This is a genomic window from Halomonas sp., assembly GCF_014859505.1.
GTDB lineage: Bacteria > Pseudomonadota > Gammaproteobacteria > Pseudomonadales > Halomonadaceae > Halomonas.
In genome coordinates this window covers 1-13,834 of sequence record NZ_JACUUD010000079.1, presented here as the reverse complement: position 1 = coordinate 13,834, position 13,834 = coordinate 1, and the positions used below count along the sequence as shown (strand labels likewise).

14 protein-coding genes are annotated in these 13,834 nt (G+C 68.6%); all 14 read right to left on the bottom strand.

Translation table 11 applies throughout. From position 1 onward, the window contains the following. Entirely contained in the window at positions 1-639 is a 639-nt protein-coding gene (gene rnhB, locus IBX53_RS11020) for a ribonuclease HII (RefSeq protein WP_290909126.1), read from the bottom strand. Further along, positions 636-1,862: a lipid-A-disaccharide synthase gene (gene lpxB, locus IBX53_RS11015; RefSeq protein ID WP_290909124.1), complete on the bottom strand. Its 1,227-nt coding sequence runs from the start codon at positions 1,860-1,862 to the stop codon at positions 636-638. Before lpxB ends, rnhB begins: the two co-directional genes overlap by 4 nt. A gap of 2 nt (positions 1,863-1,864) precedes the next feature. Beyond that, positions 1,865-2,632 carry an acyl-ACP--UDP-N-acetylglucosamine O-acyltransferase gene (lpxA, locus tag IBX53_RS11010; protein WP_290909122.1) on the bottom strand — a complete coding sequence of 256 codons (768 nt, stop codon included), beginning with the start codon at positions 2,630-2,632 and terminating at the stop codon, positions 1,865-1,867. Further along, complete coding sequence (gene fabZ / locus IBX53_RS11005) at positions 2,629-3,072, bottom strand: 3-hydroxyacyl-ACP dehydratase FabZ (RefSeq protein WP_290909120.1); 444 nt, start codon at positions 3,070-3,072, stop codon at positions 2,629-2,631. Before fabZ ends, lpxA begins: the two co-directional genes overlap by 4 nt. A gap of 105 nt (positions 3,073-3,177) precedes the next feature. Next, entirely contained in the window at positions 3,178-4,215 is a 1,038-nt protein-coding gene (gene lpxD, locus IBX53_RS11000) for a UDP-3-O-(3-hydroxymyristoyl)glucosamine N-acyltransferase (RefSeq protein ID WP_290909118.1), read from the bottom strand. Positions 4,216-4,238: 23 nt separating this feature from the next. Beyond that, positions 4,239-4,721 (bottom strand): OmpH family outer membrane protein, encoded by a 483-nt coding sequence (locus IBX53_RS10995; RefSeq protein ID WP_290909116.1) that lies wholly within the window; start codon positions 4,719-4,721, stop codon positions 4,239-4,241. Positions 4,722-4,778: 57 nt separating this feature from the next. Continuing rightward, positions 4,779-7,121: an outer membrane protein assembly factor BamA gene (gene bamA / locus IBX53_RS10990; RefSeq protein WP_290909114.1), complete on the bottom strand. Its 2,343-nt coding sequence runs from the start codon at positions 7,119-7,121 to the stop codon at positions 4,779-4,781. An 89-nt stretch (positions 7,122-7,210) separates the two neighbouring features. After that, on the bottom strand, positions 7,211-8,569 hold the full coding sequence (gene rseP / locus IBX53_RS10985; RefSeq protein WP_290909112.1) for an RIP metalloprotease RseP: 1,359 nt from the start codon (positions 8,567-8,569) through the stop codon (positions 7,211-7,213). A gap of 39 nt (positions 8,570-8,608) precedes the next feature. Further along, positions 8,609-9,802: a 1-deoxy-D-xylulose-5-phosphate reductoisomerase gene (gene ispC / locus IBX53_RS10980; protein WP_290909111.1), complete on the bottom strand. Its 1,194-nt coding sequence runs from the start codon at positions 9,800-9,802 to the stop codon at positions 8,609-8,611. Between the two features lie 13 nt (positions 9,803-9,815). Continuing rightward, positions 9,816-10,616 (bottom strand): phosphatidate cytidylyltransferase, encoded by an 801-nt coding sequence (locus IBX53_RS10975; RefSeq protein WP_290909109.1) that lies wholly within the window; start codon positions 10,614-10,616, stop codon positions 9,816-9,818. Continuing rightward, positions 10,609-11,397 (bottom strand): polyprenyl diphosphate synthase, encoded by a 789-nt coding sequence (uppS, locus tag IBX53_RS10970; protein ID WP_290909107.1) that lies wholly within the window; start codon positions 11,395-11,397, stop codon positions 10,609-10,611. The genes IBX53_RS10975 and uppS overlap by 8 nt, the downstream gene beginning before the upstream one ends. 68 nt (positions 11,398-11,465) lie before the next feature. Then, complete coding sequence (gene frr, locus IBX53_RS10965) at positions 11,466-12,023, bottom strand: ribosome recycling factor (RefSeq protein WP_290909105.1); 558 nt, start codon at positions 12,021-12,023, stop codon at positions 11,466-11,468. Positions 12,024-12,027: 4 nt separating this feature from the next. Continuing rightward, entirely contained in the window at positions 12,028-12,789 is a 762-nt protein-coding gene (gene pyrH, locus IBX53_RS10960) for a UMP kinase (RefSeq protein WP_290784176.1), read from the bottom strand. A 109-nt stretch (positions 12,790-12,898) separates the two neighbouring features. Continuing rightward, positions 12,899-13,768, bottom strand: coding sequence for a translation elongation factor Ts (gene tsf / locus IBX53_RS10955; protein ID WP_290909103.1), 870 nt, complete (start codon positions 13,766-13,768; stop codon positions 12,899-12,901). Positions 13,769-13,834: the final 66 nt, after the last annotated feature.

The following is a 13,834-nucleotide window of genomic DNA, read 5'->3' as shown; positions in this document are numbered from 1 at the left end:
TCAGAACAGCGCCAGTTGGCGCCTGACCGGGCCGAAGGAGCGGCGGTGCTCCGGCAGCGGCCCCAGGCGTTCCAGGGCGGTCAGGTGCTCGCGGGTCGGGTAGCCCTTGTGGCGGGCGAAGCCGTAGTCGGGATGGCGGGCGTCGAGCGCGGCCATCTGGGCATCCCGGGCCACCTTGGCGAGGATCGAGGCGGCGGCGATGGCCGGATGGCGGGCATCACCCTTGACCACCGCCTGACCGGGAACATGATGCCCGGGCAGGCGATTGCCGTCCACCAGCAGGTACTCGGCGGCGGGGGCCAGAGCATCGATGGCGCGGCGCATGGCCAGGTGGGTGGCGTGAAAGATGTTGAGCGCATCGACCTCGGCGGACGTGGCCTCGGCCACGGCGAAGGCCAGGGCGCGCTCGCGGATCTCTTCATCCAGCGCCTCGCGGCGCCTGGCACTGAGTGCCTTGGAGTCGGCCAGCCCAGGGATGGGCCGAGCCGGGTCGAGGATCACCGCCGCGGCCACCACCGCCCCCACCAGGGGGCCGCGGCCCACCTCGTCGACCCCGGCCAGGCGCTCGCCGCGGTAGTCGACCACCAGCGGCGGCAGCGCGCCGGCCTTACTCCTTCCCCTTCCCCTTCCCGGGGTCACGGCGCCACCTCGCCGGCATGGTCGTCGGCCCGCTCGGGGGCGACGCTCTCGGGCAGCGGCCGACCGGCCACCAGCGCCTCGATGGCCTCTGCCGCGCGGCGACTGGCGTCGCGCTGCAGTCCTTCGTGCATCCCGGCGAAGCGCGCCTCCAGGGCGGCGCGCCCCGGGGCATCGTCGAGCATCTCGCCGAGCCGGGCGGCGATCGCCTCGGGGTTCGCCGCCTCCTGGATCAGCTCCGGCACCAGGCTCTCACGGGCGATCAGGTTGGGCAGCGAGATCCACTCGGTCTTCACCAGGCGCCTGGCGAGCCAGTGGGTGGCCGGGGCCATCCGGTAGGCCACCAGCATGGGGCGATGGCAGAGCATCGCCTCCAGGGCCGCGGTGCCCGAGGCCAGCAGCACCGCGTCACTGGCCACCATGGCCTCCCGGGCCTGGCCGTCGAGCAGGGTCAGGCGCTCTGCCAGGGCGGGGTGTTCGGCGAGCAGCACCGAGAGTTCGGCGCGGCGCTCGGGCGTGGCCGCCGGGACCACCACCCGCAGCCCCGGCCGCGCGGCGCACAGCGTTTCCGCGGCGGCAAGGAAGGTCTCGCCCAGGAAGCGGATCTCGTTGGCCCGGGAACCGGGCAGCAGCGCCAGCACCTCGCCATTGGCCGGCAGGGCCAACTCGGCACGAACGGCGAGACGATCGTTCTGAAGCGGCAGCTCGTCGGCGAGCGGATGGCCGACGAAGGCCACCGGCACCCGGTGGCGCGCGTAGAAGGTCGCCTCGAAGGGCAGGAAGGTGAGCATGGCATCCACGGACCTGGCAATGCCCTTGACCCGCCCCTGGCGCCAGGCCCATACGGAGGGGCTGACGTAGTGGGCGGTGGTCAGCCCCGCCTCGCGCAGCTGCCGCTCCAGGCCCAGGTTGAAGTCCGGGGCGTCGATGCCGACCATGATATCGGGCCGCCAGGCCAGGGCATCGGCCTTGAGGGTGCGGCGAACCCGGATCAGTCCCGGCAGGTGCTTGAGCACCTCGACCAGGCCCATCACCGAGAGGGTCTCCAGGGGAAAGCGGCTGTCGATGCCCTCGCGGATCATGCGGGGGCCGCCGATACCGCGGAACTCCACGTCGGGATGGCGCGTCCTGAGGGCGCGCATCAGGCCGGCGCCGAGGATATCGCCGGAGAGCTCACCGGCCACCAGATAGACCCGCCGCACCGCCTGTCGCTCGGCCGAGGCCATGGCTAGCGGATGATGCCGCGGGTCGAGGCCTCGATGGAGGCGGCAAAGGTCTCGGTCTCGGCGAGCTGGTAGCGCGTGCGGATCTCCGCCAGCGCCTGCTCCACGGTGAGCCCCTGGCGGTAGACCAGCCGATAGGCCTCACTGAGCGCCTTGAGCGCCTCCTTCGAGAAGCCGCGGCGCTTGAGGCCCACCAGGTTGAGGCCGTGGGCCTGGGCCGGGTTGCCGTTGATCATCACGTAGGCGGGGGTGTCCTTGGTGATGATGGAGCCGCCGCCGGCCATGGCGTGGGTGCCGAAATGGCAGAACTGGTGCACGGCGGCGAGCCCGCCGAGGATGGCGAAGTCGCCCAGCTTCACGTGGCCCGCCAGGGTCACCTGATTGGCCAGGATGCAGTCGTTGCCGATCACGCAGTCGTGCCCCACGTGGACGTAGGCCATGAAGAGGTTCCGCGAGCCGATGGTGGTCTCGCCGCGGTCCTGGACGGTGCCGCGATGCAGGGTCACCCCCTCGCGGACGACGTTGTCGTCGCCCATCACCAGGCGGGTCGGTTCGCCGGCGTACTTCTTGTCCTGGCAGTCTTCGCCCACCGAGGCGAACTGGAAGATGCGGGTGCGCGCCCCGAGCAACGTGGGCCCCTTGATCACCACGTGGGGGCCGATCCGGCTGCCGGGGCCGATCTCGACGTCGGGGCCGATCACCGTGAAGGGACCCACCTCGACGTCATCGGCGAGGCGCGCGGCGGGGTCGACGAGGGCGGTGGGATGGATCAAGCGACCTTCCTCTCGGCACAGATGATCTCGGCCTCGCAGGCCAGCTCGCCATCGACGGTGGCCTTGCAGGCGAATTTCCAGATGCCGCGCTTCTCGCGGATCACGTCGGCGCGCAGTTGGAGTCGGTCGCCAGGCATCACCGGGCGCTTGAAGCGCACATTGTCGCTGCCCACCAGATAGTAGACATAGCCATCGGCGGGCAGCTTGTTGACGGTCTTGAAGCCGAGGATGCCGCAGGCCTGGGCCAGCGCCTCCACCACCAGCACACCGGGCATGATGGGATGGTGGGGGAAGTGGCCATTGAAGAAGGGCTCGTTGATGCTGACATTCTTGTAGGCGACGATGGATTCGCCGAGGGTGATCTCCGTGACCCTGTCCACCAGCAGAAAGGGATAGCGGTGGGGCAGATAGTCTCGAATCTCGTTGATGTCCATTACCATCGTCACAACCTCTGGAGTGTCGGGAGCCCCGCCTTCCGGGCGGGTGCGAGCCGGCGGCAGGGGCCGTCGGGCAGGCGGTGGATTATAACGCCCCGGGCGCCACCCTCAACCGTCACGCCCCTTCTCGAGACGCGAGAGGCGCTTGGCGATGTCGTCGAGCTGCTTGAAGCGCACCGCGTTCTTGCGCCACTGGGCGTTCTTCATGGCGCCGGTGCCGGACGAGTAGACCCCGGGCTCGGTGATCGAGTTGGTGACCAGGCTCATGCCGGTGACCTGGACGCCGTCGCAGATCGTCAGGTGGCCGGAGAGCCCCACGCCGCCGCCCAGCATGCAGTGCCGGCCCACCCTGGTGGAGCCGGCAATGCCCACGCAGCCGGCCAGGGCAGAGTGGTCGCCGATCTGCACGTTGTGGGCGATCTGCACCTGGCTGTCGATCTTGACGTCGTTGCCGATCAGGGTATCGCCCAGGGCGCCGCGGTCGATGCTCGAGCAGCTGCCCACCTCGACGTCATCACCCAGCACCACCCCGCCGAGCTGAGCGATCTTGTGCCAGCGAGACCCATCGTGGGCAAAGCCGAAGCCGTCGCCGCCGATCACGCAGCCGCTGTGCAGGATGACCCGCTCCCCGATCACCACCCCGTGGCAGACGGTGACGTTGGCATGCAGCCGGCTCCCCGCGCCGATCACCGCATCCACCCCGACCACCGAGCCGGGGCCAACGATGACATCGTCGCCCAGGATCACGCCGGCCTCGATCACGGCGCTGGCGCCCACCTCGACCCGCTCACCCAGGGTGGCGCTGGGGTCCACCACCGCCGAGAGGTGCACGCCGGCGGGCTCGCGGCCCGCCAGGGGGTCGAGGAGTCGCGACAGCGCCGCGTAGCCCAGATAGGGGTTGTCGAGTTCCAGCCGGGCGGCCGGGCAGGTCTCGCCGTGCTGGGGATGCAACAGCACCGCCGCGGCCCGCGTGTCCGGCAGATCCTTCAGATAGGCGCGGTTGGCCAGAAAGGCGACCTGATCCGGTCCGGCCTCCTTGAGGGTGGCCAGCCCGCTGACGCGGCGGTCGGCGTCGCCGACCAGCCGGGCGCCGAGGCGGCTGGCCAGTTCACCGAGGGTGTAGATGGGGGTATCGCGTCGGGTCATGGCAAGCGTCCGCGGCAGCCGGCTCAGAGCAGGGTATTGAGGATCTGGGTCACTTCACCGGTCAGGTCCGGCAGGTCCTGACTCGAGTGCAGCACCCCCTGGGGCTCCACGAGGACATCGATGCCGTGGCGAGCGATCACCTGTTCCACGGCCTGTTCGAGCCTCGACTCCGCATTGCTCAGGAAGCGCTGCTCGGCCTCCTGCTGGGCCTGCATGATCTCGCCGACCAGGCGGTTGAGTTCGGAGGCCTTGCGGTTGGCCTCCTGGCGCTCGCTGTCGGTGAGGCTGCTGGCGCGCTGCTGAAGCTGTGAGAGCTCCTGATCCAGGGATTGAGCCTGGCGCTGCTGGCTGCCGATACGTCCCTCCAGCTCGCTCATGGAACGCTGAGCGGCATCGGTCTGCATCAGCGCCCGGCGCCAGTCCAGCAGGGCCACCTCGGCGGCCTGGGCGGGCAGCGCCAGGGCGGCCAGCAGGACGAGGCTCAGTGCCGCGGTCAATCTACGCATGTCGAACTCCTTGCCGGTCCGCCCAGGGCGGACCGACGTTCAGTGGGGCTGGCGGGATCAGAAGGTCTGGCCCAGAGAGAACTGGAAGAACTGGGTGTCGTCGCCGCTCTCGTCGTTGATCGGCTCGGCGACGCTGAAGGTCAGCGGCCCCACCGGGGTCAGCCAGGAGAGTCCCACCCCCACGCTGTAGCGCAGGTCGCCCAGGTCGACGCCGGAGCTGCAGTTGGAGGCGGTGCCCTCGGGCACGTCCAGGCAGTCGGTGAGGAAGGTGTTACCCGCATCCACAAACAGCGAGGTCTGCAGGGAGCGGCGATCCTCGATGAAGGGCAGCGGGAAGAGCAGTTCGGCGCTGCCCTGCACCAGCACGTTGCCGCCCAGGGTGCGGTCGCGTCCGCCGGTTTCCGGCGGCGTGGTGCGCTGCCCCAGGGTGTTGGCGGTGAAGCCGCGCACCGAGCCGAGGCCACCGGCGAAGAAGTTCTCGTAAAAGGGATAGGGATCGTTGCCGACCACGTCGGCGTAGCCCAGCTCGCCGCTGAACTTCAGCGCCCAGTCGTGATTGTCGTCGAGCGGGAAGAGCTGGCGGGCCTGACCGCGCAGCTTGTAGTACTCGGCATCGCTACCCGGCACCGCGGTCTCCAGCGACAGGCGCTGGTAGTTGCCGGCGGTGGGCATGATGCCGCGGTTGAGGTTGTTGCGGGTCCAGCTGGCGGTCAGCTTCAGGGCCTGAGCATCGGCCCCCTGGTCGTCGACGTACTGGGTGATCTCCTGGGCGGTATCGCGGAAGGTCTTGATGGTCAGATCCTCCACCGCGGTGCCGAAGTTGAGCCGCGTGATCTCGTTGATCGGGTAGCCGAAGTTGATCCCCGCACCGTAGGCGTCGGTGGAGTAGGTGGAAATGTCGGAGTCCTCGAAATCGGTCTCGCGGTAGTAGAGGTTATAGCCGCGGGAGATACCGTCGAGGGTCCAGTAGGGATCGGTGAAACCGAAGTTGACGCTGGTGAAGGTATCGCTGCGCTGGGCGCCGACGTTTACCCGGTTGCCGGTTCCCAGGAAGTTGGTCTGGGAGAGGCCCACGCCATAGATGATGCCGGCGCTCTGGGAGAAGCCGACGCTGGCGGAGATGGAGCCGGAGGGCTGCTCCTCCACGGTGTAGGTGACATCGAGCTTGTCCGGCTCGCCAGCCACGGGGCGCGTCTCCACGTCCACCTGGCGGAAGAAGCCCAGTCGCTCGAGGCGCTGGCGCGACTGGGTGATCGACTGGGTCGAGGCGGGCGCCCCCTCCATCTGGATCATCTCCCGGCGCAGCACCTCGTCCTGGGTGGTGGTGTTGCCGATGAACTCGATGCGGCGAACATAGGCGCGGCGCCCGGCGTCGACCCGCAAGGCCAGGTCGACGGCGTCGCCGTCGGCGGAGACCTCGGGGATGCCGTCGACGCTGGCAAAGGCAAAACCCTCGGCGCCGAGGCGCGCGCGCAGTGCCTCGGAGGAGGCGGTCACGTCACTGCGCGAGAAGACCTCGCCGGGCGCCACCTCGAGCAGCTCACGGGCCTCGCGCTCGCTGATCTGCAGGTCGCCCACGAAGCGCACGTCGCCGATGCGGTACTGGCGCCCCTCGTCGACGTTGACGGTGATGAAGATCTGCGACTTGTCCGGGCTGATCGAGACCTGGGTCGATTCGACGTTGAAGTTGACGTAGCCGCGATCCAGGTAGAAGGAGCGCAGGCGCTCCAGATCGCCGGCCAGCGCCTCGCGGGAGTACTCATCCCGGGAGAACCAGCCGAAGAGGCGGCCGGGGCGGTCGTTGAGCTCGAAGACATCAAGCAGGGTGTCATCGTCGAAGGCGCGGTTGCCGACGAGGTTGATCTGGCGAATGCGCGCCACGGCGCCTTCGTTGATCTCCACGTCGACCTGCACACGGCCCTCGTCGATCTCGCGCACGCTGGTCTCGATGCTGGCGCTGTAGCGACCCTGCCCCTGGTAGACGCCCTCCAGCTCGCGCTGGATCTCCTCCAGGGTGGAGAGCTGCAGCACCTCGCCCTCAGCCAGGCCGGCCTGGCGCAGGCCCTGGCGCAGCTCCTCGTCACCGATCTGGCGGTTGCCGCTGATGTTGAGGCGGCTGATGGTGGGGCGCTCCACCACCTGGATGATCAACACGTCGCCGTCGCGGGCGAGGCGGATGTCCTCGAACAGGCCGGTGGCGAACAGGCTGCGGGTGGCGTCGGCCAGCTCCCGGTCATCGACGCGGTCGCGAGCGCTGACAGGAAAGGCGTTGAAGACGGAGGCGGCGGAGACTCGCTGCAGGCCTTCTACACGAATGTCCGAAACCTCGAAGGGTTGGGCCTGGGCCGTCCCGGCCCCGACGAGCAGCAATGCCGCCAGTCCGATGGTCTTGATTCTCATGCAGTCGATTCGCTCGCGTTGATCTGCCAAACCTGTCCAGACAGGCACCATATACACTTGTGCGGCTCGCTGACAAGGCGAGGGGACGCCTACCAGAGCCGCATCAGATCGAAATAGATTGCCATCAGCATCAGGGTGCCCACCAGCGCCAGGCCGATGCGCAGCCCGATCGCCTGGGCCTGCTCGGAGACCGGGCGCCCGCGCACCACCTCCATGAAATAGTAGAGGAGGTGGCCGCCATCGAGCACCGGGATCGGCAGCAGGTTGAGCACGCCAAGGCTGATGGAGAGGTAGGCCAGGAAGCTGACGAAGCTCTCCAGGCCCGCCCGGGCCGAATCGCCCGATATCTGGGCGATGGTGATCGGCCCCGAGAGGTTCGAGGGCGAGATCAGCCCCACCAGCATCTTGCGGATGGCATCCAGGGTCAGCAGGGTCATCTCGCCGGTGCGTGACACCGCCTCGCCCACCGCCGCTATCGGGCCGTAGCGGATCTCGCGAAGTGACTCCTCGGGCCACTCCACCGCGGCCACCCCGGCGCCGATATAGCCGATGGTCACGCCCTCCTCCAACTCGTTGCTGCCGGGGGTGAGGGCCAGGCTCATGCGCTCGCCGTCACGCACCACCTCCAGCGTCAGCGCTTCCCCGGGGCTGGCACGCACGATATCGACGAAGTGCATCCAGTCGTCCACCGGGGCGCCATCCACCGACAGCACCTCGTCGCCGGCCTGCAGGCCGGCAGCGTCGGCCGCCTCGCCGGGCAACAGCTGGCCCAGCACCGCCGGGAAGGGCGGACGCCAGGGCGTCACGCCGAGGCTCGGCAGCGGCTGGGGCGGGTCCTGGCGCACCAGCCAGTTCTCCACCGGCAGGCGATACTCGCGGGGCTCGGCGGCGGTGTCGGCACGGGCGTCGATGGTAAGCTCGCCGCTCATGCCGATGGCGGCCACCAGCTTGAGGTTGATCTCGTCCCAGCCGCGCACCGCCTCGCCGCGCACGGCGACGATCTCCTGGCCGGCCGTGAGGCCGCCGCGCTCCGCGGGGGACCCCGGCTCGACGCTGCCGATCATCGGCGCCACCGTGGTGGTGCCGGCCACGAAGAGCGCCCAGTAGGCGACGATGGCGAGCAGGAAGTTGGCCAGGGGTCCGGCGGCGACGATGGCAATCCGCTGCCACACCGTCTTGCGGTTGAAGGCCTGGCCGAGCTGGTCCTCCGGCACCGGGGCCTCACGCTCGTCGAGCATCTTCACATAGCCGCCGAGCGGGATGGCGGCCACCGCAAACTCGGTGCCGTGGCGGTCGACGCGGGACCAGATCGGCTTGCCGAAACCCACCGAGAAGCGCAGCACCCGGACACCGCAGCGCCTGGCCACCCAGAAGTGGCCGAACTCGTGAAAGGTAATCAGCAGGCCCAGCACCACGATGACGGCCAGGATGTTCTGAATCAGGCCCAAGTCGTTCTCCTACGGCAATCGGGTTGGATGGGCATCGGCTCAGCGGCCCGCCAGCCAGGTCTCGGCGGCGCGGCGAGCCCGGGCATCGGCCTCAAGCACGGACTCGAGGTCGCGCACGGCCTGGACCGGCTCGGCGTCCTGCACCCGGGCCACCAGTTCAGCGATGCCGTTAAAGGACAGTCGGCCAGCGAGAAAGGCCTCCACCGCCACCTCGTTGGCGGCATTGAGCACCGCCGGTGCCGTCCCCCCCGCCGCCATGGCCTCGCGGGCCAGCCTCAGGCAGGGAAAGGCGACCTCATCTGGCGCCTCGAAGTCGAGCCGCGCCACCTGGAAAAGGTCCAGCGCCGCCACGCCAGCGTCGATGCGTTCGGGCCAGCCCAGCCCGTAGGCGATGGGCGTGCGCATGTCGGGATTGCCCAACTGGGCGATCACCGAGCCGTCACTGTAGGCGGCCATGGAGTGGATCACGCTCTGGGGGTGCACCACCACCTGAACCTGCTCCGGCCGGGCATCGAACAGCCAGCACGCCTCGATCAGCTCGAGCCCCTTGTTCATCAGGGTGGCGCTGTCCACCGAGATCTTTCGTCCCATGGACCAGTTGGGATGGGCGCAGGCCTGGTCGGGCGTGACCTCCGCCAGGGCCGCCGGCGACCAGCCGCGAAAGGGGCCGCCGGAGGCGGTCAGCAGCAGTTGGGTCACGCCGTGGCGGGAAAGGCCGCCGCGATGCTCCACGGGTAGACACTGGTAGATGGCATTGTGTTCGGAATCGATCGGCAACAGGGTCGCCCCGCTCTTCGCCACCGCCTCCATGAACAGCGCCCCGGACATCACCAGAGCCTCCTTGTTGGCCAGCAGCACCCGCTTGCCGGCGTGCACCGCGGCCAGGGTTGGCAGCAGCCCCGCGGCGCCGACGATGGCCGACATCACCGCGTCCACCTCGCCGGCCTCGGCCACCGCCACCAGGGCCGCCGGGCCGCTCTCGACCTCGGTCGCCACGTCCGCCTCGGCCAGGCGCACCCGCAGCCAGGCGGCGTCGCGCTCGTCACCCAGCACCGCCACCGCGGGCCGGTGAGCGAGGCAGAGCGCCAGCAGTGGCTCCCGGGAGCGGTGGGCGGTCAGCGCATGGATCCGGTAGCGCTCGGGATGACGGGCGATCACGTCCAGGGTGCTGGTGCCGATCGAGCCGGTGGCCCCCAGCACGGTGATCGCCTGTCGGCGATCCAAGGTGTTCACTGTCGACGCCACCCTAGAGCACCCCCAGCAGCAGCAGGGCGAAGAGCGGTAGCGCCGCGGTCAGGCTGTCGATGCGGTCAAGCACGCCGCCGTGGCCCGGCAGCAGCTGGCTGGAGTCCTTGATGCCGCGGTAGCGCTTCAGCATGCTCTCCAGCAGGTCGCCCAGCACCGAGACCAGGGTCACCATAAGGGTCGCCAGCAGCAGGGCCAGACCTCCGCCGAGCCCCAGTCCCTGCCAGGCGGCGAAGACCACGGCCAGCACGGCGGTGGCAGCCAGGCCGCCAGCCACGCCCTCCCAGCTCTTGCCGGGACTCACCCTGGGCGCCAGCTTGCGGCGGCCGAAGGCGCGACCGGCAAAGTAGGCGCCGATGTCGGCACACCACACCAGCAGCAGCACGAAGAGCAGCCATACCGCGCCGGTATCGCGCAGCACGTTGAGCCCCACCCAGGCGGGCAGCAGCACCCACAGCCCCATGGCCAGGCGTCGGGTAGGCGACTGCCACAGCCCGCCGCGTTCGGGGTAGTGCACCACCCAGTAGAGGTTGGCCAGCCAGCCGATGACGCCCAGCCACAGCGGCCAGGCGGCCAGGACCGCGCCGCTGAGCCACAGCACCAGCATGGCCATGGCCAGCACGCCCACCAGCAGCAGGCGGTGGTCACGCCGACGAATGCCGGCCAGGTTGGTCCACTCCCAGCCGGCCAGCAGCACGATGGCCGCCGTGAACAGGGCGAAGAATCCGCCGGACAGGCCAAACAGGCCGGCCAGCATCAGCGGCGCCAGCCAGGCCGCGGTGATGATGCGCTGTCTAAGCACCGTGTTGCGCCTCGATCTGTTCGTCGGTCATGCCGAAGCGCCGCTGGCGCCGCTGGAAGTCATCCAGCGCCAGGTCGAGAGCGTCGGCGTCGAAGTCGGGCCACAGGCGTGGCGTGAAGTGGAGCTCGGCGTAGGCCAGCTCCCAGAGCACGAAGTTGGAGATGCGCTGCTCGCCGCTGGTGCGGATGCAGAGATCCACCGGCGCCACCCCCGCCAGGCTCAGCTCGCCGGCGAAGGCGGCCTCGTCGATGGCCGCGGGGTCCATCTCGCCGGCGGCCACGCGCTCGGCCAGGCGGCGCGCCGCCCGGGTCAGATCCCAGTGTCCGCCGTAGTTGGCGGCAATCACCAGGTGCAGGCGGGTGTTGTCGCGAGTCTTCTCCTCGGCCCGGACGATATGTTTCTGGATCGAATCCGAGAAGCCCGAGAGATCGCCGATCACCGAGAGCCGGATGCCATTGGCATGGAGCTTGCTGACCTCACGCTTGAGGGCCAGCAGGAAGAGCTCCATCAGGGCGCTCACTTCGGCCCGGGGGCGCTTCCAGTTCTCGCTGGAGAAGGCGAACAGGGTCAGGGTCTCGATCCCGCGCTCGGCGGCCCGGCGGATGGTGGCGCGTACCGCCTCAACGCCGGCATGGTGACCGCGCACACCGGAGAGACCACGCGCCCGTGCCCAACGGTTGTTGCCGTCCATGATAATCGCCACATGGCGTGGCAGCGCGCCCCCCGGGGTGGCAGGCGTGCCCTCCTTGGCGCTGGGGTCTGGGGTGAGCGGTGACGTCATGGGGTCTCGCATCGGGGAGTGGGTGCACAAGACGGGAGGCCGCCCTCCTGGCGGCCTCCCGGCGCTCCTCAGATCTGCATCAGATCGTGTTCCTTCAGCTCCAGCATCTTGTCGACCTCGGCGATGTACTTGTCCGTCAGCTTCTGGATCTCGTCCTCGGCCTGGTGCTGCTCATCCTCGGAGATCTCCTTCTCCTTGAGCAGCGACTTGATATCGCCGTTGGCATCGCGCCGCACGTTGCGCACCGCCACGCGGGCATGCTCGGCCTCGGCGCGAGCCTGCTTGATGTAGCCCTTGCGGGTCTCCTCGGTGAGCATCGGCATCGGCACGCGAATGTTGTTGCCGGCGGTCGAGGGGTTCAGGCCGAGATCGGAGGTCATGATGGCCTTCTCGACCTTGGCCACCATGCTCTGCTCCCAGGGCACCACCGAGAGGGTACGGGCGTCCTCGGTGTTGATGTTGGCCACCTGGTTCAGGGGCACCTGGCTGCCGTAGTAGTCCACGGTCACCGAATCCAGGATGCTGGAGTGGGCACGACCGGTCCGGATCTTGTTCAGGTTGCCGTGAAGAGCTTCGACGCTCTTCTTCATGCGGGCTTCCGCATCCTTCTTGATGTCATTGATCACGATATCAACCTCTGTCTATCAGCGTGCCTTCCTCGCCGCCCACTACCAGATTGAGCAGGGCGCCGGGCTTGTTCATGTTGAAGACGCGGACCGGCATGTCATGGTCACGCACCAGGCAGATGGCGGTCAAATCCATGATGCCGAGCTTCTGGTCCAGGGCATCGTCATAGCTGAGCTGATCGTACTTGACCGCATCGGCATGCTTGACCGGGTCCTTGTCGTAGACCCCGTCCACCTTGGTGGCCTTGACCACCACGTCGGCGTCGATCTCGATCCCGCGCAGGCAGGCCGCGGAATCGGTGGTGAAGAAGGGATTGCCGGTACCGGCGGAGAACAGTACCACATCCCCGGAGGTGAGATAGCGGATGGCGGTACGGCGATCATAGTGTTCCACCACGCCGCTCATGGGGATGGCGGACATCACTCGGGAGCGGATATTGGAGCGCTCCAGGGCGTCGCGCATGGCCAGGGCATTCATCACCGTGGCCAGCATGCCCATGTGGTCGCCGGTGACCCGGTCCATGCCCGCCGCGTGCAGGGCGGCACCACGGAACAGGTTGCCACCGCCGACCACGATGCCGACCTGCACCCCGATCCCGACGAGCTGGCCGATCTCCAGGGCCAGGCGATCCAGCACCTTGGGGTCGATGCCAAATTCGGCATCGCCGGTCAACGCTTCGCCGGAGAGCTTGAGCAGGATTCGCTTGTACTTCGACTTCTCGGAGCGGGCCTTGGGCGGCGTCTCGACGTGATCGGTGGTAGGCATGGCTCTCTCCTGGGCATCAGCGGTGGCATGTCGGGTGGCCGGTGCGCCGGCCGGATACGCGAAGGCGTGCGCTCGCGCGCACGCCATCATCCTTCGGGAACGTCTGACCTCAGCTGCGCTTGGCCTGTTCCATCACTTCCTTGGCGAAGTCGACCTCGGCCTTCTCGATGCCCTCGCCCACCTCGAAGCGGGTGAAACCGAGGACCTCGCCGCCGGCCGCCTTGACGAACTCGGCCACGGACTGGTCCGGGTTCTTGACGAAGGGCTGCTCGGTCAGGCTGTTCTCGGCCAGGTACTTCTTCAGGCGACCCTGGACCATCTTCTCGGCGATCTGCTCGGGCTTGCCGGCCATGTCGGGCTGGGCGAGGATGATCTCCTTCTCCTTGTCCAGCTGGTCCTGGGGCATGTCCTCGGGACGCGCCACGGCCGGGCTGATGGCGGCGACGTGCATGGCGACGTCCTTGGCCACCTCGGCGTTGCCGCCCTTGAGCACGGTCAGCACCCCGATACGGCCGCCGTGGACGTACTCGCCCACCAGGCCGCCTTCGCCGGCCTCGACGACGACGCTGCGGCGCACGCCGATGTTCTCGCCGATCTTCTGCACCAGCTGCTCGCGGGCAGTTTCCAGGGCACCGGCCATGACCGCGGTCACGTCCTCGCTCCTGGCGGCGAAGAAGGCGTCGACGATCTTGTCGGCGAAGGCCTTGAAGTTGTCATCGCGGGCGACGAAGTCGGTCTCGGAGTTGATCTCGACCATCACGCCGTAGCTGCCGTCCTCTGCCACGCGGGTCACCACGGTGCCCTCGGCGGCGGTGCGGTCGGCCTTCTTGGCGGCCTTGAGACCGGAGCTCTTGCGCAGGTTCTCGATGGCGACCTCGATGTCACCGCCGGCCTCGGTGAGGGCCTTCTTGCACTCCATCATGCCGAGCCCGGTACGCTCGCGCAGTTCCTTGACCTGGGAGGCGCTGATAGCTGCCATGGGGTTCACCTCTGAATCTGTGTGTCAACGGATAGCGGACCCGTCGCTGCGACGAATCCGACGAAT

Bases quoted from the DNA above. Each gene is read 5' to 3' on its own strand.
- lpxB (WP_290909124.1), bottom strand. From the start codon at position 1,862: ATGGCCTCGGCCGAGCGACAGGCGGTGCGGCGGGTCTATCTGGTGGCC.
- fabZ (WP_290909120.1), bottom strand. From the start codon at position 3,072: ATGGTAATGGACATCAACGAGATTCGAGACTATCTGCCCCACCGCTAT.
- lpxD (WP_290909118.1), bottom strand. From the start codon at position 4,215: ATGACCCGACGCGATACCCCCATCTACACCCTCGGTGAACTGGCCAGC.
- IBX53_RS10995 (WP_290909116.1), bottom strand. From the start codon at position 4,721: ATGCGTAGATTGACCGCGGCACTGAGCCTCGTCCTGCTGGCCGCCCTG.
- bamA (WP_290909114.1), bottom strand. From the start codon at position 7,121: ATGAGAATCAAGACCATCGGACTGGCGGCATTGCTGCTCGTCGGGGCC.
- uppS (WP_290909107.1), bottom strand. From the start codon at position 11,397: ATGACGTCACCGCTCACCCCAGACCCCAGCGCCAAGGAGGGCACGCCT.
- pyrH (WP_290784176.1), bottom strand. From the start codon at position 12,789: ATGCCTACCACCGATCACGTCGAGACGCCGCCCAAGGCCCGCTCCGAG.
- tsf (WP_290909103.1), bottom strand. From the start codon at position 13,768: ATGGCAGCTATCAGCGCCTCCCAGGTCAAGGAACTGCGCGAGCGTACC.